Genomic DNA, 19,674 nt, shown 5'->3' with positions numbered 1-19,674 from the left:
GTCAGCGCTCAATGCCCCGCGATCGTCACCGATGCCGTCAACGCATTCGGATCGCGCGAAGAAGCCCCGGCGATCATCTGATAGACGCCGCCGTTGAGCTTCCACACATGGTTGGTCGCGTCCCATGTAGACAGCAGCTTCGGCGCAATCGATACGCTGACCTGCTGCGACTGCCCCGCCTGCAGCGCGACCTTTTGCCAGCCGACCAGACGCTTCGGCGGTTCGCCCAGACCGCTCGGCAACGCGGCATAAACTTCGGCGATTTCCGCGCCCGCGCGCGCGCCCGTATTCTTGACGGTAAAGCTGACGGTCACGTTGCCGCTCGCATCCACTTGCGCGTTGAGGCCCGAGTAGCTGTAGCTCGTATAGGACAGCCCATAGCCGAACGGGAACAGCGGCGCGATCTGCTTGCCGTCATACCAGCGATAACCCATGAAGAGCCCTTCGCTGTAAGTGACGGTGGTATCGGTGGCAGAGATCGTCGGTTGCGGAAGATCCGCGTCCTGCATCGGGAACGTGATCGGCAATTTGCCTGACGGATTCACCGCGCCGAACAGCAGATCGGCAATCGCCTCGCCGCCCTGCACGCCCGGATACCACGCTTCGAGCACGCCGTGCACGTTGCCGAGCCACGGCATCAGGACCGGGCTGCCGTTCTCGAGCACGACGATCACGCGCTTCGCTTGCGCCGCGACCGCGGTGATCAGCGCGTTCTGATCGTAGCTCTGGTTATAGCTGTCGGTGGTATTGCTCGGCAGGCTCAGGCTCGGCAGATCCGCGCCCTCGCTTTCCCATTGCGTCGCGAATACGATCGCCACGTCCGCGTTAGCGGCGGCGCTCGCCGCGGCCGCCGGGTTCGTGCCGTCGACGAACGTCACGCTCGCGTTCGGCGCCTTCGCCTTGATCGCGGCGAGCGGCGCCGACTTGTACCACGTCGCGCAGGTGCTCAAAAGCGGCGACGGCGACACGCATCCGGACACCGCGTTGCCCGCGGCCGCCGGCACGGCGCCCGAGCCGCCGCCCGACAGCACGCCCGCATCCGCGTGACCGCCGATCACCACGATCGACGACAGCCCTGCCGCGTTCAACGGCAGCACCGCTTGCGAATCGCCGCTCGCCACCGCGTTCTTCAGCAGCACCGACGATTGCTGCGCGACCTGCAACGCGAGCGCATTGCCCGCGGTTTGATCGACCGTGCCGCCAGTGGTGGGCGGCGAATCGAACACGCCGTAACGGATCATCGTGCGAAGCTTGCGCTGAACCATGTCATTGAGTCGCGACATCGGCACGCTGCCGGCGGTGACCGCGCTCGTCAGCGCGGTGTTGAAATACGACGTCAGCGTGAAGCCCGGAATCGACGGGCCGCCGCTGATATCGCCGGGCTCTTCTTCATCGAGGCCGGCCAGTGCCGAGGCGACCGTGCTATGCGTGGCGGTCCAGTCCGACTGCACCACGCCCTTGAAGCCCCACTCGTTCTTCAGCACGGTGGTCAGCAGATACGGGTTTTCGCACGCATACACGCCGTTCACCAGGTTGTACGAACACATTACGTTGCCGGGCGTACCCTGCGTGACGCCGATTTCGAACGCGAGCAGTTCGGTCTCGCGCATCGTGCGTTCGTCGACGACCGAGTTGCTGGTCATGCGATTCGTTTCCTGATCGTTCATCGCGTAGTGCTTGATCGTCGCGATGACGTTCTGCGCCTGCGTGCCGATCGTGCGCGCGGCGCTCAGCGTGCCGGTCAGCACCGGGTCTTCGCCCATGTACTCGAAGGTGCGGCCATTGCGTGGTTCGCGCGTGAGATTGACGCCGCCGCCGAGACCTTCGCCGTAGCCGAGCACGCGCAGCTCGGTCGCGATACGCGCGCCGTATTCGTTCGCGAGCGTCGGGTCCCAGCTTGCCGCGAGCGCCACCGGCGCGGGCAGCGCCGTCGCGTTCGAGTTGACGACATTGACGCCGCCGGCCGAATCCGCCATCGCGAGACCCGGAATGCCGAGTCGCGCGATGCCGGGAATGTACCCGGCTCCGTTGACGCCGGCCGGATACGGACCGCCGAGTCCCGCGTTGGGGATGCCCACGCCGTGCACGAGCTGGATCTTTTCGGCGGTCGTCAGCTGCTGGACGAGCGCGGCGGCACGCGCATCGGCACGCGCGTCGGGATCGGCCGGCAACGGCGGGTCGCTGATGCCACTGCCATTGCCGCAGGCGGCGAGTACCACCGCGACACCGCAGGCGATGGCGCTTGCGGCAAAGGGTATCGTCAGCTTCCTTCTCATCATCTCGCTCCGTCTTGTCGTTGTCGGTAATGTGATTTGCATTGCATAACGTCGTATCGACGCGCTACCGGCATGCGACGCGTCCTGTTACGCTTAGCGCTCGCGGTAATGCGGCGTAAGAAATTCTAGGGATGCGCTCGAAACGCGCTTGACCGATGGGTGCAGCACTTGACCGATGCAGAGTCAGGAAAACCCGCAGACAGGTTTCGACCGGAGGAGGCACAGTGGATTTGCGTCAGAAGTCCGTATCAGCGCGCATCTATCGAGGATTGCTCGACGCGGCGGAACGTGAGGGTCTCGATCGCACGAAAGTGGCTCACGATATCGGCATCGACGAGGCCGACATCGCCGCGGCGGATGCGCGAGTCCCGGGCGACAAACACGTCGCGATGCTCCAGCTTGCGGAAAGCTGCCTCACGCGCGGCGCGCCCGAGGGCGACGTGCTCGATGGTCTGTTGTATTTTCCGGAGTTGGCCGGCGTGCTCTGCAATAGTCCGACGCTGCGCGACGCGTTGCGCAATTACGTCGCGTACCGCGACCTGATCGGTAATGTCGACTGGCTCGTGATGCACGAGCATGACGATGAAGTCGCATTCGAATACGTGACGGAAGGCGAAGGGCGCAACGCATCGAGCGCGCTCGGCAATTTCGCGCTGATTGCGAGTGTCGCGAAGCTCTACGACGCGCGACTGCGCGTGCGCGACGCGGGCATCACCGATGCGCGCAGCGGCGCGATCGCGGCGCTAGGTGGACCGTTGGGTGTGCGCGTGCAACTCGGTCAGGCGTGCAATCGGCTGGTGTTGGAATCGTCGGCGCTGGATCGCGCGTTCGAGGTCTACAACGCGCCGCTTTCGAAGATTCACCTGCATGCCGCGCATGGAATCCTGCAACGGATTCGCGAGCAGGGCCGCTTTTCTCCGACGGTCGAGCGATGTCTGCGCGACGTGCTGCGCGATCACGGGGACGCGATCGCGCCGAAGAGCCTGCAGACGATCGTCTGCGAGCGGCTGTCGCTGACGCGCTGGACCTTGCAACGCAAGCTCGCGGCGGAGCGCAAAACCTTCAGCGAGGTGCTGACGCAAACGCGTATCGACGAAGCGCGCACGCTGCTCGCGCATACGCCGATGTCGATCAGCGAGATCAGCGAACGGGTCGGCTTTGCATCGACGACCGCGTTTACGCGATTTTTTACGCGTGCGTGTGGGGCGCCGCCGGCGCGGTATCGGGGGCAGTGCCGGGTGTGATCCTTCTATGCTGAGCATCGATCGGGACTTGACTCGACTGTTCGGCGTCATGGGGTCGATCGTGTCCCTGGTCGCGTTTCTGCCTTATGGACTTGCGATCTGGCGCGGCACCGTACGTCCTCATCTGTTCACGTGGTTGATCTGGTCGGTCGTCACGGCGATTGCGGCCGCCGGACAGTTCGTCGCCGGTGCGGGTCCTTCGGCGTGGTGTACCGCGGCGATCGCGGCCACCTGCTTCTTCGTTCTCGTGGCGAGCGTCTTTCGGGGTGAACGACAGCAGACCACTTTTGATTGGCTTTGCCTTGTCGCGGCCTTGTCCGCTATTCCGCTCTGGATACTCACAAACGATCCGACTCTGGCGATCTGTCTTGTGACACTGATCGAACTCGTCGGGCTCGCGCCGACAGTTCGCAAGACGATCCGTGATCCGCGGAGTGAGAGTCTTTTGTACTTTGCGCTATGTGTTCTTAAATACGCGCTCGCGATTCTTGCGCTGCCGAAATGGAGTGTGGCCGTGGCGTTTTATCCCGCGGTGAATATCGTGGCATCCGGCGCGGTTTGTTTGCTGATGGTGGTGCGCAGGCGACAGGTGGAGGCGTATTCCGAGCGGTCGCAGTGAGTCACCCTGATTCGCCTTTGCCCGCCGCCCCGAACATCGTCATGCGCTGCAAGATCCACTCGAGCAGTTCGTGCGCGGCCGCAACGAGCGGCCGCCCGGACTTCACGAGCACACGCGCCTTGGTGCCCTGAAACAGCGCGTGCTCGATCGGCACGGTCACCAGTTCCCCAGCCCGAATCTCGCGCGATGCCGCGAACTCTCCGATCAGCGTCGCAAAGTTTTCATCGGCGACGAAACGTTTGAGCGCGGTGAGGGAATTGGTGGTGAGCGTCGCGCGGATCTGAACGTTTTCGACGAACGCGAGCATCGACGCCAGATGTCCGATGCCGAAGGTGCTCGGCATCAACGCCAGCGGCCAGGCGAGCAGGTCGTCGATCGTGGCGGACGTGCCGCGCCGCGCGAGCGGATGGTCGCGGCGCACCAGCAGCACCACGGGCTGTGCGGAACTCGCGCGATATTCGATGCGCGGGTGCGGCGGCGGATTGAACGCGAGACCGATATGCGAGCGGCTTTGCGCAACTGCGTCCAGCACGTCGTCAACAGGTAGCACGGTCAGGCCGATATCGACCTTCGGGTATTGCACACAGAACGGAGTGAGGACCTCGGCAATCAGCGCATCCACGTATCCCTCGCTGACGGCCAGATCGACGCGGCCTTGCTGCAACCCGCGCAACGCGTGCAGCTGGTCTTCGAACTTCTCCTGCTGCGCGCGATAACCGCGCCAGAACTCCAGCAGATGCTCCGCAGCCTCGGTGGGCCTGACGCCACGCGCCTGACGCTCGAACAGCTGCACGCCCAGTTCGTCTTCGAGCAGCTTGATCTGCCGCGTGATGACCGACGGCGACGTGTTGAGGCTGTCCGCCGCGCCACGAATCGTGCCGTGCGCGAGCACCTCGTGGAAATAGCGCAGCCGCTGCTGATTGATTTCGCGCATCGCACCCCCGCTTGCTTTAACGATCGTTGCCCTGAGAGGAACGATATGTGAACTTTGTTGCTCTTGCTAGCGAGAATTGCCCTGGTCAGGATGGTGTTGCGCACGAAGCGCGTCACACATCAATTGCATGCGACCGGAGCAGGCGCCCAGGCGCCGCCCCCGGTCGACACATTCGGAGACAGACATGGCGGCCATTCTTCCCACCGCGCGAAGCGGCGACGCTTCGGCGCTCTATAGCAGGATCAACGCACGTTTGCTGCCGTTTCTTCTGCTCTGCTATCTGTTTGCTTACCTCGATCGCGTGAACGTCGGGTTCGCAAAGCTGCAGATGCAGACCGATCTCGGCTTCTCCGATGCCGCTTACGGTGTGGGCGCGGGCATCTTCTTCATCGGTTACGTGCTGTTCGAACTGCCGAGCAATCTGCTGCTTCCGCGCATCGGCGCGCGCAAGACCTTCAGCCGCATTCTGGTGCTTTGGGGCATCACGTCGGCCTGCATGCTGTTCGTGCGCAGCGTGCCGGCGTTCTACGCGATGCGTTTCCTGCTGGGCGTGTTCGAGGCGGGCTTCGCGCCGGGCATGATCTTCTATCTGTCACGCTGGTATGGCCCTTCGCGCATGGCACGGGCGATTGCGATGGTGTTTCTGGCCGGCCCGATCGGCGGGATTGTCGGCGGCCCGGTTTCGGCGGCGATCATGAGCACGCTGGCGGGCAAGGCGGGGCTCGCCGGCTGGCAATGGATGTTTCTCGTGGAAGGCCTGCCGTGCATCGTGCTCGGCATTGCGACCTTTCTCTATCTGCCTGACCGCCCGGCGGACGCATCGTGGCTCAGCGACGCCGACAAGCGCCAGCTGGAGGCCGAGGTCGGCGTGGCCGCGGCGCATGCCACTTCGTTTAGAAACGTGCTGCGCGACCGCAAGATCTATGTGCTGGCGTTCGCCTACTTCTGCATCATCGCCTCGATCTACGCGATCAGCTTCTGGCTGCCCGCGATCCTGAAGGCTCAGGGCGTGAGCAACCTCATCACGCTCGGCTGGTACACGTCGATTCCATACGTGGCGGCGGCCGTCGGCATGCTCTACATGGGCTGGCGTTCGGACCGGTTCGGCGAGCGGCGCCTGCACTTCGCGGCGCCTGCCGCCGCCGCCGCGTTGCTGCTCGCGGCGTGCGCGGCCGCCGGCACCCATCTCGCGCTAACGCTGACGCTGCTCACGCTCGTGACGATGGCGCTGTGGATGGCCTATACGGTCTTTTGGGCGATTCCGCCCGAGTACGTCAAGGGGCCGGCCGCCGCGGGCGGTATCGCGCTCATCAACACCATCGGACTTTCTGGCGGCTTCTGGGGGCCCGCGGCCATCGGCTGGATCAAGACGGCGGCCGGCAGCCTGCAACCGGCGCTGCTCGCGCTCGCTGGCGTGTCACTGCTCGCCGCGCTGCTGATCCTTCCGCTCAAGCTCGCCACCACGAAGCCCTGACGGTGTGCCGCGCTTTCGAGGCGCGACACGAAATCCATACGATTAGTCATCCTTTATCAACGAGGTAACCGGAAATGAAGATTCTCATCGCAGGCTTCCAGCACGAAACCAACACGTTCGCTCCGACCAAAGCAAGCTGGCAGAGCTTCGTTCAGGGCGAGGGCTTTCCGCCGCTCGCCCGCGGCGCCGGCGTGCTTGCGCTGCGCGACGTCAACGTGCCGGTCGGCGGCTTCATTCAGGCGGTGGAAGCGGCGGGCCATACGTTCGTGCCGGTGATCTGGGCAGGAGCGAGCGCCTCCGCGCACGTGACGGAAGACGCCTATGAGCGCATTGCGGGCGAAATCGTCGATGCCGTGCGGCGCGGAGGCTTCGACGCCATCTATCTCGACCTGCACGGCGCGATGGTCGCCGAGCATCTGGACGACGGCGAAGGTGAACTGCTCGCGCGCGTGCGGGCGATCGTGGGCCGCGAAATCCCGCTGGTCGTCTCGCTCGATCTGCACGCCAACGTGACCGAACAGATGTTCACGCACGCGGATGCCATGGTCGCGTACCGCACCTATCCGCACGTCGACATGGCCGAGACCGGCGCGCGCGCCGCGCAAATCCTGATGCGCCTCACCGAAGAGAAGGGCCGCGGCCTCGAGCGCGTCGTGCGCCGCATTCCGTTCCTGATCCCCGTCAACGGCATGTGCACGCTCGCCGAACCGGCGCGCGGCACGTACGAGCGTCTCGCGGCGCTGGAACGCGACGGCGTCGTCTCGCTGTCGTTCGCGCCAGGATTTCCGGCGTCCGATTTCCCCGAATGTGGCGCGGTGGTCTGGGGCTACGGCTTCGACGAGGCCGCCGTGACGGCCGCCGTCGATGAGTTGGCCTCGTCCATCGTCGCGCAGGAGCGCGACTGGGAGGTTCGCTTCCTCGACCCGGACGCCGCCGTGCGCGAAGCCATGCGGCTCGCCGAACATGCCACGCAGCCCGTCGTGATCGCCGATACGCAGGACAACCCGGGCGTGGGCGGCGATTCGAACACGATGGGCCTCGTGCGCGCGCTGCTGCGTCACGGCGCGAACGACGCCGCCGTGGGCCTGATCTGGGACCCGCAAGCTGCAGCAAAGGCGCACGCGGCGGGCCTCGGCGCGACGATCGAGATCGAACTCGCGGGCGGCTCGGGCGTGCCTGGAGACGCGCCGCTCGCCGGGCGCTTCGTAGTCGAGCATCTCGCCCACGGACGGGTGCGCTTCGATGGCCCGATGATGAACGGCATGTGGACCGATATCGGGCCGGTGGCATGCCTGCGCGTCGACGGCGTGAGGATCGCGGTCAGCTCCGTCAAGATGCAGATTTTCGACCGCAATCTTTATCGCGCTGCCGGCATCGACCCCGAACGAATGAAGATTCTCGTCAACAAGAGTTCGGTTCACTATCGCGCCGATTTCGACGCGATAGCCGCCGCCCATCTGGTGGCGAAAGCGCCTGGTCCGATGGCCGCCGATCCCGCCGATCTGCCGTGGCAGCGGCTCGACCCGGGTCTGCGGCTGCGCCCGAACGGCGCGTCGCTGAACGAGTTGCGCGGCGGTGCCGGGCGCGCGAGCACTACCGGTGCCAGCTGATTTCGACGAGTTTCGTATCGTTGTGTATCCACCGCGCAAACGGACAAATACGGTTGCAAAAGTCGGGGTTCGTGGAAACAAACGGGATACGTGAGGACGTTCAAATACGTCCAGGCCAGTCGGCGGTGTCGCAAAGCCAGGCGGACGTCGACTTGACTGGATGCATGTGCCACGCAACCGTGGTTCGAACCAACTCATTGCTCTCAGGTGGATACCATGAAACTTATCAAGTCGCTGATCGTCGCCGCTGTCGTCGCTGTCCCCGCCGTTTCGTTCGCGCAGTCCAATGCGGCGCTCACGCGTGCCCAGGTTCGCGCGGAACTGATCCAACTGGAAAAGGCGGGCTACAACCCGGCTGCGGATTACGATACCTATCCGCAGAATATCCAGGCCGCCGAGGCCCGCGTAAGCGCACAGAACGGTGCGGCGGCGGCATATGGCGGGTCGGCGAACGGGGCATCGGCGGCCGGAGCCGGCACGGTCAAGGTGTCGGTTCTATCGCAGCAGCAGGACGTTGCTGGTTTCGCCCCGCTCTACGCGCATCATTGATCTGCCGCGAGCGCTGCCCCGTGCGGGCGGCGACAAGAGAAGGACGGCCCGCTTCGAGCGGGCCGTCGCACATGCGCAATCGAGTCGCTTCGCGGAGATTCACCTCGCCGCAAACCTCGCTACTTTTTTCACCTGCCTCGGCAAAACGACGTACATCCCCCACGCCACGACAAGAATCGCGCGCAGCACGTCTGCGGCATGACCGGGCAACGAAATCCCGACGTCGGCAATCACGAGGCTTCCAGGCACCGACCAGACATACGTCGTGAGCCCGAGCAACACCGCGCGCCAGAAGCCGAAACGTTCGGGGCCGGCGAAAGCATGTGCGGCCAATCCGCTGCGCACCATATATCCCGCGATCGGCAAGCTCACCAGCAGGTAGATCACAACCGCCACGATCGCCGGCATCGCCGCGATCACGCCCGACCATACCGGCGAACTTCTCGCGACTTCAGGCGTAATCACGTGCTCGGAAAATCTCATCAGCGGCACGGCCGTGCGTGGCATCAAAAAATGAAACGCCAGCACGGCGACGACGAAAAGCAGCGTACTCGCGAGCCACTGACGCCACGCGCACGACCACCACACATACAGGCGTCGCCAGAAACCCATCACACGCCCGACGCTGAACAATGCACCTTTATCCTTCAGCGCCGCAAAGCACACCAGCACGACGAACAGCACGCCAGCGAAAGCCAGCGCATCAGCACTCCATATGAACGCGCCCGCATGCTGTCCGCCCGACGCCGCGACGGAAGCCGGCGACGTCGTCGAAAAGTTCTGCAGATGGTGGGCAACGTAGTCAGAAGGATCGGGCGCCTGCGAAGAATCGTGGGTTGCCATCTCGTCTCCGTATGCTGTGAACTCACGGTGCAAGGACGTGCATGAGAAACGCGACGGCCACAACAAACCGTCGCTTCATCACGTTCTTCAGCATAGACGGCACGCGGCGTATTCGTCTTATCTTTTCGCCGCCTTACGAAAGCCCTTAAGCCGGCTTCACCAGATCCAGCACCGACCCATTCCGTTTCAATGTCGCCATCACGATCGACGAATTCGTCGACATCACACCGGGCGTGCGATGTAGCCGATTCATCACGAAGTCGGAGAAGTGATCGAGATTGCGCGCGCGCACCGTCAGCACATAGTTCGACGCGCCCGTCACCACTTGCGCCGACACCACTTCGGGCCATGCCTGCAGCGCCTCGAGGAATTTGTCGTGCCACTCCTCGACATCGGGTCGCATCGACACATGCACGAGCGCCTCGAATTCCACGCCGATGCGCCTGGGCGCAATCACGCACCGATAGCCCTCGATAAAGCCCTCCTCCTCGAGCAGTTTCACGCGCCGCAGACATGCCGACGGCGACAGCGCAACCGCGTTCGCGAGGTCTTGATTGCTGATGCGTCCGTCGTTTTCAAGCTGACGGAGGATGCGCATATCCGTTCGATCTGGCGTCATATTGAAGAATCTGTCGCTTGAGTTGTACGAATTCGCAGACTCTACCATGCTGGCGGCTCGTCAAGCACGATATCTGAAGCACATTTCAATTTGACGCCTATAACATGCCGCCAGAGACGTCGCAATGCAGCCTCACGGCGGAACGGTCCGCAATCGCGCCGCCGCCACCGCTCTCCGATGAAACCGCGCCGCTCGCCCGCACCCCGCAATCCCGCTTCTGGCGTTTTTGAAAACCATGTTCGAACACATTCCCGTTTATCCGGGCGATCCGATCCTGTCGCTGTTTCAGGACTTCCAGCGCGATCCCGAAGCCCGCAAGGTCAATCTGAGCATCGGCCTGTACTACGACGAAGCCGGCAAGGTGCCGGTGCTGCCGAGCGTGCGCGTCGCGGCAAGCCGCCTCGCTGCTCAGGAAACCGCTCACACGTATCTGCCGATGGAAGGCTCGGCCGGCTATTGCCAGGCGCTGCAGCAGCTGATTTTCGGCGCCGACAGCGCGGCGTTGCGCGAGCGGCGCATCGCGACGTTGCAGACCGTCGGCGGCTCGGGCGCGATCCGTCTCGCCGCCGAGCTGCTGAAGCGCTATTTCCCGGACAGCGCGATCTGGGTCAGCGATCCGAGCTGGGACAATCACCGCGTGCTGTTCTCCGCGGCCGGCCTCGAAGTCCATACCTATCCCTATTACGACCCGCTGACCAACGGCATCCGTTTCGACGAGATGATCGCGACGCTATCGGGTCTCGCCGCGGGCAGCATCGTTCTGCTGCAGCCGTGCTGCCACAACCCGACCGGCATCGATCCGTCGCGCGAGCAATGGCTCGCGATCACCGAACTGTGCGCGAAGCGCGGCCTGATCCCGTTCCTCGACATGGCATACCAGGGCTTTGGCGACGAGCTTGCCGACGACGCCTGGCCGATTCGCGCGATGACCGATGCGGGTCTGTCGCTGTTCGTCAGCAATTCGTTTTCGAAGAACTTCTCGCTGTATGGCGAGCGATGCGGCGGCCTGTCCGTCGTATGTCCGAACCAGAACGAGGCCGCGCGCGTATTCGGCCAGGCGCAGGCAAACGTGCGCCGCATGTATTCGAGCCCGCCGCTGTATGGCTCGCAGCTGATTTCGACCGTGCTCAACGATGCGGCGCTCGCACGGCAATGGCAAGCGGATGTCGCCGTGATGCGGGAGCGCATCAAGCGCATGCGGGCCGCGCTAAAGACTCGCCTCGACGCGCTGGTGCCGGGCACCTCGTTCGACTATCTGGTCACGCAGCGCGGCATGTTCAGCTACACGGGCCTCTCGCCGAACGAAGTCGGCGCGCTGCGCGAGCGCCGCAGCGTTTATCTGCTGCGCTCGGGACGCGCGTGCATGGCTGGTCTGAACGACGCGAATATCGATTGCGTTGCCGACTCGATCGGCGAAGTGCTGAAAGCGCGAATAAATCGATACCAACCTGTCCGAAGGTTTTCCGATGCCTGAACTGATCCCCGTGGGTTTGCCCGAACCCAACCAGCCCTTCTCGTGGGCCACACACGCCAACGGCCTGATGTTCACGGCCCACGGCCCGGTCGACGCGAGCGGCGCGATCGCCGGCGACGGAATCGCCGAGCAGGCGCGTCTGACGTTCGCGAATCTGGCACAGGCCGTCAGGTCCGCCGGCGCGCGCATGGAGGACGTCGTGCAGGTGCTGATGTACATGGCCGACGCGCGCGAGATGTCGATCATCGACGCCGAGTATCGCAAGGTCTTTCAGGCGCCATATCCGAATCGTGCCTGCGTCGCCGTGCAAGGCTTCGCGCATCCGGACATGCGTATCGAACTGGTGGCGTACGTGGCGCTCGGCCGGCAGACCGCGCGTTCCATCTGACCGGCTTACCAACCGGCCTAACGAAACAGCGCGGCGACGACGACTGCGGGGCAGTTCCTAACGCAACAGACAGCGGGACGTCCGGATCGCCCCTCCGGCCCCGCAACCGCGGCTTGATAGCCACGCATCAAAAGACTGACATAGACACACGATCATGAAAAAGCAAATCAAACGGTTTGGGGTACTGACATTACAAACGACGCTCGGTCTGGCGATCACCGGCAGCGCCTTCGCGCAGAGTTCGGTCACGCTCTACGGCATCGTCGATCAAAGCATCCGCTACACGACGAATGCGAATGCCGATAACGACAGCAGCGTGCAGATGGCCAACGGCGCGATCACCAACAGCCGGTGGGGCATGAAAGGCCACGAAGATCTCGGCAACGGTCTGTCGGCGATCTTCCGCCTCGAAAACGGCTTCGAGCCGCAGACCGGCAAGATGGACAGCAATCTGCTGTTCGGCCGCTATGCGTATGTTGGTCTGTCCGGCAATTTCGGCACCGTGAAAATGGGCCGCCAGACGACCGAAGGCTTCAACCTGTTCGGCGATCTCGATCCGCTGACGATCGGCAATTACACGGCTAACGGCTGGCCGTATTACCTGACGCAGGGCTACGCGAACAACGTCGTCAGCTATGACAACAACAGCACGATTCCCGGTCTCGACGTCGGCGCGAGCTATGGCTTCGGCGGCCAGGCGGGCAGCATGAGCCAGAACTCGTACTGGGGTCTGCGCTCGTCGTACACGCACGGTCCGTTCACGATCGGCGGCGTGTATCAGCAGACGCGCGACCTCGAAAGCCGTTCGCAGCAGATGTGGGGCGCCGCGGCGCGCTACGTGGTGGGACCGGCGTCGCTGTTCGTCGGCTATATCGGCGGCAAGGACTCGACGGGCGAAGTCGACAGCTATCTGAACGATCCGAGCCGCAACGTCCAGACCGGTTCGTTCGTCGCCAACCCGCGTCGCGACACGATCGGCTATACCGGCATCGTGTATCAGGTCACACCGGCAGTCACCGTGACGGGCGCGTTCTACTACGACTCGATGCGCGACGTGAACGGCATCGCCGACAACGGCGGCAAGCGCTACACGGGCGTGCTGGTCGCCGAATACGCGCTGTCCAAGAGCACGCAGGTCTACGGCACCGTCGACTACAACAAGGTGTCCGGCGGCGCCGTCACCGAATTGCCGGGCAAGAGCAATCAGACCGGCGTGGCGGCAGGCATTCGCCACATGTTCTAAGCGAAGCAATACGTCGTGCCTCGTCCGCGCGGGCAATCGATGGTAAAACATCGGCCCGCGCTGCGCGTCAGGCGTCAAACAAGTTGGAGGAGATATTCGATGAGTTCAGAAGGACAATTTCAGCAAATCGCCGCGCGTGAAGCGGGTCTTCGTCGCACGCTAACGGCCCGGCAGATGTCGATGATCGCGATCGGTGGCGCCATCGGCACCGGGCTCTTTCTCGGCAGCGGATTCGCGATCGGCTTCGCCGGCCCGAGCGTGCTGATCAGCTATGCGATCGGCGCGCTGATCTCGCTGCTGCTGATGGGCTGCCTCGCGGAGATGACCGTCGCGCATCCGACCTCGGGTTCGTTCGGCGCCTACGCCGAGCACTACATCAGCCCGTGGGCGGGCTTTCTGGTGCGCTACTCGTACTGGGCGTGCATCGTGCTCGCGGTCGGCACCGAGGTCACCGCAATCGCGCTCTATATGAAGTACTGGTTCCCCGCCGTGCCGGGATGGATGTGGATCATCGGTTTCTCGGCGGTACTCGTGCTCGTCAATGCACTGAGCGTCGACGTATTCGGCTCGGTCGAGTACTGGTTCTCGGTCATCAAGGTCACGGCGATCGTCGCGTTCATCGTGATCGGCTCGTATGTGGTGTTCGTGAATCCTTCTCTGGTTGCGGGCGCCGACGGAAGCGCTAACGGATCGGTCGCCGGCTTTCACCACTACTTCGATCACGGCGGCTTCTTTCCGAAGGGCCTCTGGGGCATGTGGGTCGCGGTCATCGTGTCGATCTTCAGCTACCTGAGCATCGAAATGATCGCGGTCGCCGCGGGCGAAGCCGAAGACCCCGAGCGCGCCGTCACGCGCGCGTTCCGCTCGACGGTCGTGCGTCTGGTGCTGTTCTATCTGGTCACGATGGCGCTGATGCTCGCGATCGTGCCGTGGACCGCGGCCGGTCGCGACGAAAGCCCGTTCGTGAAGATGATGCTCGCGGTGCACATGCCGGGCGCGGCGGGCGTGATCAACTTCGTCGTGCTGGTGGCGGCACTGTCGGCGATGAATAGCCAGTTGTACATCACGACGCGCATGATGTTCAGCCTCGCGCGCGCGGGCTACGCGCCGCGCAGCCTCGGCGAAGTCAACGAGCGTGGCGTGCCGCTCAGCGCGCTGCTGCTGTCGACGGCGGGCATCGCGATCGCGACCGTGGTCAGCGTGCTGTATCCGAACGCATCGTTCACGATCATGATGGCCATTGCGATGTTCGGCGCGCTGTTCACGTGGATGATGATCTTCGTCACGCACTACTTCTTCCGCCGGCGCCGCTCGGCCAGCGGCGCGCCCGCCGGCAATTTCCGCATGCCGGGTTTCCCGGTGCCGACGCTGCTCGGCGCGGGCCTGATGCTCGCGATCATGATCACGACGTACTTCACGCCCGAATTCCACATGACGCTGATCTTCGGCGTGCCGTTCCTGATCGTGCTGAGCGTGATGTATTTCGTGCGCTATCGGAATCAGGCGGCAGTGTCGCAAGTCGAGCGCGCGCCGCAGTGAGCTTGCCGGGAAATTAAAGCGGCCACTCGCGCCGTCGGTCGGCTTCTCGCCGACGTAGAGTCGTCACGCGCGCTGTTCTGCCGCGCGTGACGACGCTGCATACGAGCCACGCCTAGCCACGCGGAAACCCAAAGAAAACGCGACGCTTCGCAGTTCGCCATCTGAATGTGCCTCCCTTTTGTCCGATATTCATCAGGTCTGCGCAAATAGCGTGGATTACACTGGTTTTCGCCATGCAACTTTAAAGCGTGGCTGACCCACGAAGTCACCCTTGCGCGGACTTTCGTGCATCCTTTCGGCACGTATCCGCCGACACCGGGCGAAACACGACTGCCCGGTGATAGCGTTTCGTCATTCACCACTTTGGCCGATCCCTGGTCCCTCGAACGACGGCGACCAGGCATCGCTGCGGCCATTTCATATCGACTATTTTCGTTTGACTGACTCAGGCGCCCGATCCCGGCAGCCGAAGGGCTGTTGCACGCCGCGATTTCATGCGCCTGATTCGCTGACAAGGAGATGAAGATGAAGACCCGGCATATAAGCGTTTGGTCGGCGGTAGCCGTTGCGTTTCTGTCGCTGAGCGGCACCGCGCAGGCCGGCGGTAGGGGTGATGGCGACGGTGATGGCGGCGGCGGTGGCCTTTGCTCCAAGGCAACGCTAAAGGGACCCTATGGGTTCATCGGTCACGGAGAGATTCTTGGATTGCTCGATTCGACGAACACGCTGCATCCGTTTACGACCCCGTTGATTTACGACGACGTCGCCCTCGTGACGTTCGACGGCAACGGTGGTTTCACGCGCACTGACGTTGGGAACATCAACGGCGTGCCGAAAGCCGGCTCGACGACCTTCAATCCGCACCAGACCGGCACCTACACGGTGAACTCCGATTGCACCGGAACGATGTCGATCCGCTACATCGCCGGAGGACCTGTGGCGGCTGGCGTCGCAACTGACCTGAACATCGTGATCACTTCGGACGGGACGCAGATCGAATCCGTGGTCTATCGGGCGAGTGTTCCGACGGCCTCGTCGACTCCCGACTACAGCTGTCCGATGAATTGCGAGCAAGGTGTGCAGGAACACTTCGAAGGGAAGAAGGTTCTGGTCTACGGGTTCCGGTAGTCGAGTGCTGACGCATCGGATGGATTCACGTTCGCCGCCGGTTTTTCAACCGGCGGCCCGCTCGCTTCATCGATGCTTCGCTCAATGCCCTTGCCGCTCTCGCACCGCGACCGGCACCTGCTTCGTCTGCCGGCTCAGCATCAGCGTCACGACCGCCGACACCGCCAACGTCGCGCCGACCACATACAGCCCCGCCGAATAGCCGCCCGTCACGTTCTTGAGCCAGCCGATCGCAAACGGCCCGACGAAGCCGCCGAGATTGCCGATCGAGTTGATCATCGCAATCCCCGCCGCGGCCCCTGCGCCCGACAGGAACATGCTCGGCATCGCCCACAGCGGCGCCTTCGCGGCGCTGATTCCGATGTTCACGACGACGAGCGCAAGCACGATCATCAACGCGCTGCTCGCATTGCCGGCGAACACGAAGCCGATGCAAGCGAGCGCGCACGGAATCACCACGTGCCATGTGCGTTCGTCAGTGCGATCAGAGTGCTTCGCCCACAACACCATCGCGATCACCGCAAGCACGCTCGGCACACCGGCAAGCAACCCGGTTTCGAACGTGCCGAAACCGTATTGGCGGATGATCAACGGCGCCCACAAGCCGAGCGTATACAGCCCCGCCGAGGTGCCGAAGTAGATCAGCGCGAGCGCGAGCACACGCGGATCGCGCAACGCGCTGAGCGCGCCGGCCGTGTGGCCCGCATGCGCGTGCCGCGCGTCGGCTTCGAGCTTCAGCTTCGCGATCAGCCAGTCGCGCTCTTCGGGCTGCAGCCATTCGGCTTGCGCGGGCTTGTCGGTCAGATACTTGAGCACGCAGAAGCCGAGGACGATCGCGGGCAACGCTTCCAGTATGTAGAGCAATTGCCAGTCGGCGAGTCCGGCAATCGGCGGCAGCTTCATGATCGCGCCGGAAATCGGCGAGCCGATCGCGGTCGAGATCGGCGCGGCGGCCATGAACCACGCCGCCGCGACCGCTCGCTGGCGCGCTGGAAACCACAGGCTCAGATACAGGATGATGCCGGGAAAGAAGCCCGCTTCCGCGACGCCGAGAATGAAGCGCAGCGCATAGAAGCTGTTCGGCCCGACGACGAACGCGGATCCGAGCGACACGATCCCCCACGACACCATCACGCGAGCAATCCAGCGGCGCGCGCCGACCTTGTGCAGGATCAGGTTCGACGGCACTTCGAACAGAAAATAGCCGATAAAAAAGAGCCCGCCGCCGAGGCCGAACGCGGTCGGCGAAAGACCGATCGCCTTGTTCATCGACAACGCGGCGAAGCCCACATTGACGCGATCGAGAAAGCTCACGAAGTACAACAGCATGACGAACGGGATGATCCGCAGCATCAGCTTGCGGGACACCCGGGTTTCGAGTTCCGAACTCATTGTCTCCTCCTGCGGCGCGCGGCGGTAGACCGCGCGCGAGCCTCGCGCCGGCCGACGTTGGGCCGAGCTAGTCGAGTCAAGGTTGTGTGCCGGCCACGTGATGGCCGGGGCGTAGAACGCGCGCTCGAATTGCGCGCGGTTCCCGCTCAGTCCTGGTCAGTTCACGCGAAGCCGATGCTCAAGCCGCGTTCGCCGCGGGCGTGGCCGCCTGCTCGATGAACGCGCATACGGCCGCGGTCACCTGCGCGGTCGTGGCCGTGCCGCCGAGGTCGCGCGTGTGCAGCGCGTTGTTCGCGGTGACCGCTTCGACGGCCTGCATCACGCGCCTCGCCGCATCGAATTCGCCGAGATGTTCGAGCAGCATCACGACCGACCAGAACGTGCCGACCGGATTCGCGAGCCCCTTGCCCATGATGTCGAACGCGGAGCCGTGGATCGGCTCGAACATCGACGGATAGCGGCGCTCCGGATCGACGTTGCCGGTCGGCGCGATGCCGAGGCTGCCCGCGAGCGCGGCCGCGAGGTCGCTGAGGATATCGGCGTGCAGATTGGTGGCGACGATTGTGTCGAGCGTCGCGGGACGGTTGACCATGCGCGCGGTCGCCGCGTCGACGAGTTCCTTGTCCCACGTGACGTCCGGAAACTCCTTCGAGATTTCGAGCGCGATCTCGTCCCACATCACCATCGCGTGACGCTGCGCGTTGCTCTTCGTGATCACGGTCAACAGCTTGCGCGGACGCGACTGCGCGAGGCGGAACGCGAAGCGCATGATGCGCTCGACGCCGGCGCGCGTAAGGATCGACACATCGGTCGCGGCTTCGATCGGATGGCCCTGATGCACGCGGCCGCCGACGCCCGAATATTCACCCTCGGAATTTTCGCGGACGATCACCCAGTTCAGATCTTCGGGCTTGCAGTACTTCAACGGTGCGTCAATGCCGGGCAGGATGCGCGTCGGGCGCACGTTCGCGTATTGATCGAAGCCCTGGCAGATCTTCAGACGCAGCCCCCACAGCGTGATGTGATCGGGAATGTCCTTGTCGCCCGCCGAGCCGAACAGGATCGCGTCCTTGTTGCGGATCGCGTCGAGCCCATTCGCCGGCATCATCACGCCGTGCTGGCGATAGTAGTCGCCGCCCCAGTCGAAGTTCTCGAACTCGAACGTGAAGGCGCGCGTGGTCTTCGCGAGTGTATCGAGCACTTGCGCGCCGGCCGGCACGACCTCCTTGCCGATGCCGTCGCCAGGGATGGTTGCGATGCGATAGGTTTTCATGTCTCCGTCCTTTGCTTTGTGAAGTGTGTGAGTGCACTCTAGCGCGATCCCGTGGGTAAAAACCGGTGCTAAACTCAAAGCATCTTTAACTTGCATTCACAAATGCGAAGGCACGGAACAGCCGATGCGCGAGACCGTCCAGCCCGCCGATCTGAGCTTTTTCTCGACACTCGCGGCGAGCGGCAGCCTGAGCGCGGCCGCGCGCGAACTGGGGCTGACGGCTGCCGCCGTCAGCAAGCGCCTCACCCAAATGGAACAGCGCGCGGGCGTCGCGCTGGTGAACCGCACGACGCGCCGGATGATGCTCACGCCCGAAGGCGAGCTATACCTCGAACGCGCGCGGCGGATTCTCGACGAGATCGACGAGCTGGCCGAATTGCTCGGCTCGGCGAGGCAGACACCGAAGGGGTTGCTGCGCGTAAACGCGACGCTCGGCTTCGGGCGTAGCCATGTAGGACCGGCAATCTCCCGTTTCGTCGCGCGCTATCCGCAGGTGTCGGTTCAGCTTCAACTTTCGGTCACGCCGCCGCCGCTCACCGACGACAGCTTCGACGTCTGCATCCGCTTCGGCGAGCCGCCCGATACGCGCGTGGTCGCGCGCCGTCTTGCGCCGAACCGGCGTTTGCTGTGCGCGGCGCCGTCGTATCTCGCGGCGCACGGCACGCCGCTCACGGCGCACGATCTGACGCGCCACAACTGCATCGGCATTCGTCAGGGCGACGAAGCCTACGGCGTGTGGCGGCTGAGCTCGGGACGCGGTGCCGCGCGCAAGACCGAGGCGGTGCGCATCAAAGGCACGCTGACCACCAACGACGGCGAGATCGCCGTCAAGTGGGCGCTCGAAGGGCACGGCATCCTGATGCGCGCCGAATGGGACATCCGGCAGTATCTCGCGGATGGTTCGCTCGTCCAGCTAATGCCCGATCACGACACGCCGAATGCGGATATCTTCGCGGTGTATTCGCCGCGGCATCAGATGTCGAATCGGATCCGCGCGTTCGTCGAGTTCATCGCGCGGGAGTTGGGTAGCGAGGCGGAGGTTGTTGCGTAGCGCTGTCGAATAAAGCGC

17 protein-coding genes are annotated in these 19,674 nt (G+C 63.8%); 11 read left to right on the top strand and 6 right to left on the bottom strand.

Translation table 11 applies throughout. The annotated features are described in order from the left end of the window. Positions 1–8 precede the first annotated feature (8 nt). Positions 9–2,276: a beta-glucosidase gene (locus L0U84_RS20290; protein ID WP_233852202.1), complete on the bottom strand. Its 2,268-nt coding sequence runs from the start codon at positions 2,274–2,276 to the stop codon at positions 9–11. A 224-nt stretch (positions 2,277–2,500) separates the two neighbouring features. Here L0U84_RS20290 and L0U84_RS20285 point away from each other — a divergent pair, with 224 nt between their 5' ends. Together L0U84_RS20285 and L0U84_RS20280 are read left to right on the top strand one after the other, a co-directional pair. Next, entirely contained in the window at positions 2,501–3,520 is a 1,020-nt protein-coding gene (locus L0U84_RS20285) for an AraC family transcriptional regulator (protein ID WP_233852201.1), read from the top strand. A gap of 7 nt (positions 3,521–3,527) precedes the next feature. After that, positions 3,528–4,139, top strand: a complete 612-nt coding sequence (locus L0U84_RS20280; RefSeq protein WP_233852200.1) for a hypothetical protein — start codon at positions 3,528–3,530, stop codon at positions 4,137–4,139. A gap of 1 nt (position 4,140) precedes the next feature. On the opposite strand, the gene L0U84_RS20275 is transcribed toward L0U84_RS20280, so the two are convergent. Further along, on the bottom strand, positions 4,141–5,073 hold the full coding sequence (locus L0U84_RS20275) for a LysR family transcriptional regulator (protein ID WP_233852198.1): 933 nt from the start codon (positions 5,071–5,073) through the stop codon (positions 4,141–4,143). A gap of 184 nt (positions 5,074–5,257) precedes the next feature. Between L0U84_RS20275 and L0U84_RS20270 the strand changes: the two genes are divergently transcribed. From L0U84_RS20270 to L0U84_RS20260, 3 genes are all read left to right on the top strand, one after another. Then, on the top strand, positions 5,258–6,547 hold the full coding sequence (locus L0U84_RS20270) for an MFS transporter (protein WP_233852197.1): 1,290 nt from the start codon (positions 5,258–5,260) through the stop codon (positions 6,545–6,547). Positions 6,548–6,621: 74 nt separating this feature from the next. After that, positions 6,622–8,157 carry a M81 family metallopeptidase gene (locus tag L0U84_RS20265; RefSeq protein WP_233852195.1) on the top strand — a complete coding sequence of 512 codons (1,536 nt, stop codon included), beginning with the start codon at positions 6,622–6,624 and terminating at the stop codon, positions 8,155–8,157. A 216-nt stretch (positions 8,158–8,373) separates the two neighbouring features. Then, complete coding sequence (locus L0U84_RS20260; RefSeq protein ID WP_233852194.1) at positions 8,374–8,706, top strand: DUF4148 domain-containing protein; 333 nt, start codon at positions 8,374–8,376, stop codon at positions 8,704–8,706. Positions 8,707–8,805: 99 nt separating this feature from the next. On the opposite strand, the gene L0U84_RS20255 is transcribed toward L0U84_RS20260, so the two are convergent. Next, a complete protein-coding gene (locus L0U84_RS20255; RefSeq protein ID WP_233852193.1) occupies positions 8,806–9,549 on the bottom strand; it encodes a hypothetical protein in 744 nt (247 codons plus the stop codon). Positions 9,550–9,694: 145 nt separating this feature from the next. Further along, positions 9,695–10,168, bottom strand: a complete 474-nt coding sequence (locus tag L0U84_RS20250) for an Lrp/AsnC family transcriptional regulator (protein ID WP_233852192.1) — start codon at positions 10,166–10,168, stop codon at positions 9,695–9,697. 235 nt (positions 10,169–10,403) lie between these two features. Between L0U84_RS20250 and L0U84_RS20245 the strand changes: the two genes are divergently transcribed. The 5 genes from L0U84_RS20245 to L0U84_RS20225 all read left to right on the top strand — a co-directional run bounded on the left by L0U84_RS20245 (position 10,404) and on the right by L0U84_RS20225 (position 15,940). Next, complete coding sequence (locus L0U84_RS20245) at positions 10,404–11,642, top strand: amino acid aminotransferase (protein WP_233852191.1); 1,239 nt, start codon at positions 10,404–10,406, stop codon at positions 11,640–11,642. After that, a complete protein-coding gene (locus L0U84_RS20240) occupies positions 11,635–12,030 on the top strand; it encodes a RidA family protein (RefSeq protein WP_233852190.1) in 396 nt (131 codons plus the stop codon). Before L0U84_RS20245 ends, L0U84_RS20240 begins: the two co-directional genes overlap by 8 nt. A 154-nt stretch (positions 12,031–12,184) precedes the next feature. After that, complete coding sequence (locus L0U84_RS20235) at positions 12,185–13,273, top strand: porin (RefSeq protein ID WP_233852189.1); 1,089 nt, start codon at positions 12,185–12,187, stop codon at positions 13,271–13,273. A gap of 99 nt (positions 13,274–13,372) precedes the next feature. Then, positions 13,373–14,812: an amino acid permease gene (locus L0U84_RS20230; protein ID WP_233852187.1), complete on the top strand. Its 1,440-nt coding sequence runs from the start codon at positions 13,373–13,375 to the stop codon at positions 14,810–14,812. Positions 14,813–15,337: 525 nt separating this feature from the next. After that, positions 15,338–15,940, top strand: a complete 603-nt coding sequence (locus L0U84_RS20225) for a hypothetical protein (protein WP_233852186.1) — start codon at positions 15,338–15,340, stop codon at positions 15,938–15,940. Positions 15,941–16,021: 81 nt separating this feature from the next. Here the strand turns inward: L0U84_RS20225 and L0U84_RS20220 are convergent, their stop codons facing one another. Together L0U84_RS20220 and L0U84_RS20215 are read right to left on the bottom strand one after the other, a co-directional pair. Continuing rightward, the gene (locus L0U84_RS20220; RefSeq protein ID WP_233852184.1) at positions 16,022–17,332 is read right to left on the bottom strand and encodes an MFS transporter; all 1,311 of its coding nucleotides are present in this window, start codon (positions 17,330–17,332) and stop codon (positions 16,022–16,024) included. 178 nt (positions 17,333–17,510) lie between these two features. Next, a complete protein-coding gene (locus L0U84_RS20215; protein WP_233852183.1) occupies positions 17,511–18,605 on the bottom strand; it encodes a tartrate dehydrogenase in 1,095 nt (364 codons plus the stop codon). Positions 18,606–18,729: 124 nt separating this feature from the next. On the opposite strand from L0U84_RS20215, the gene L0U84_RS20210 reads away from it, so the two are divergent. Beyond that, positions 18,730–19,656, top strand: coding sequence for a LysR substrate-binding domain-containing protein (locus L0U84_RS20210; RefSeq protein ID WP_233852181.1), 927 nt, complete (start codon positions 18,730–18,732; stop codon positions 19,654–19,656). Positions 19,657–19,674: the final 18 nt, after the last annotated feature.

This window comes from Paraburkholderia sp. HD33-4, assembly GCF_021390635.1.
Lineage (GTDB): Bacteria > Pseudomonadota > Gammaproteobacteria > Burkholderiales > Burkholderiaceae > Paraburkholderia.
Note: the sequence above shows the minus strand (reverse complement) of the source record. Positions and strands in the feature narration are given on the sequence as shown.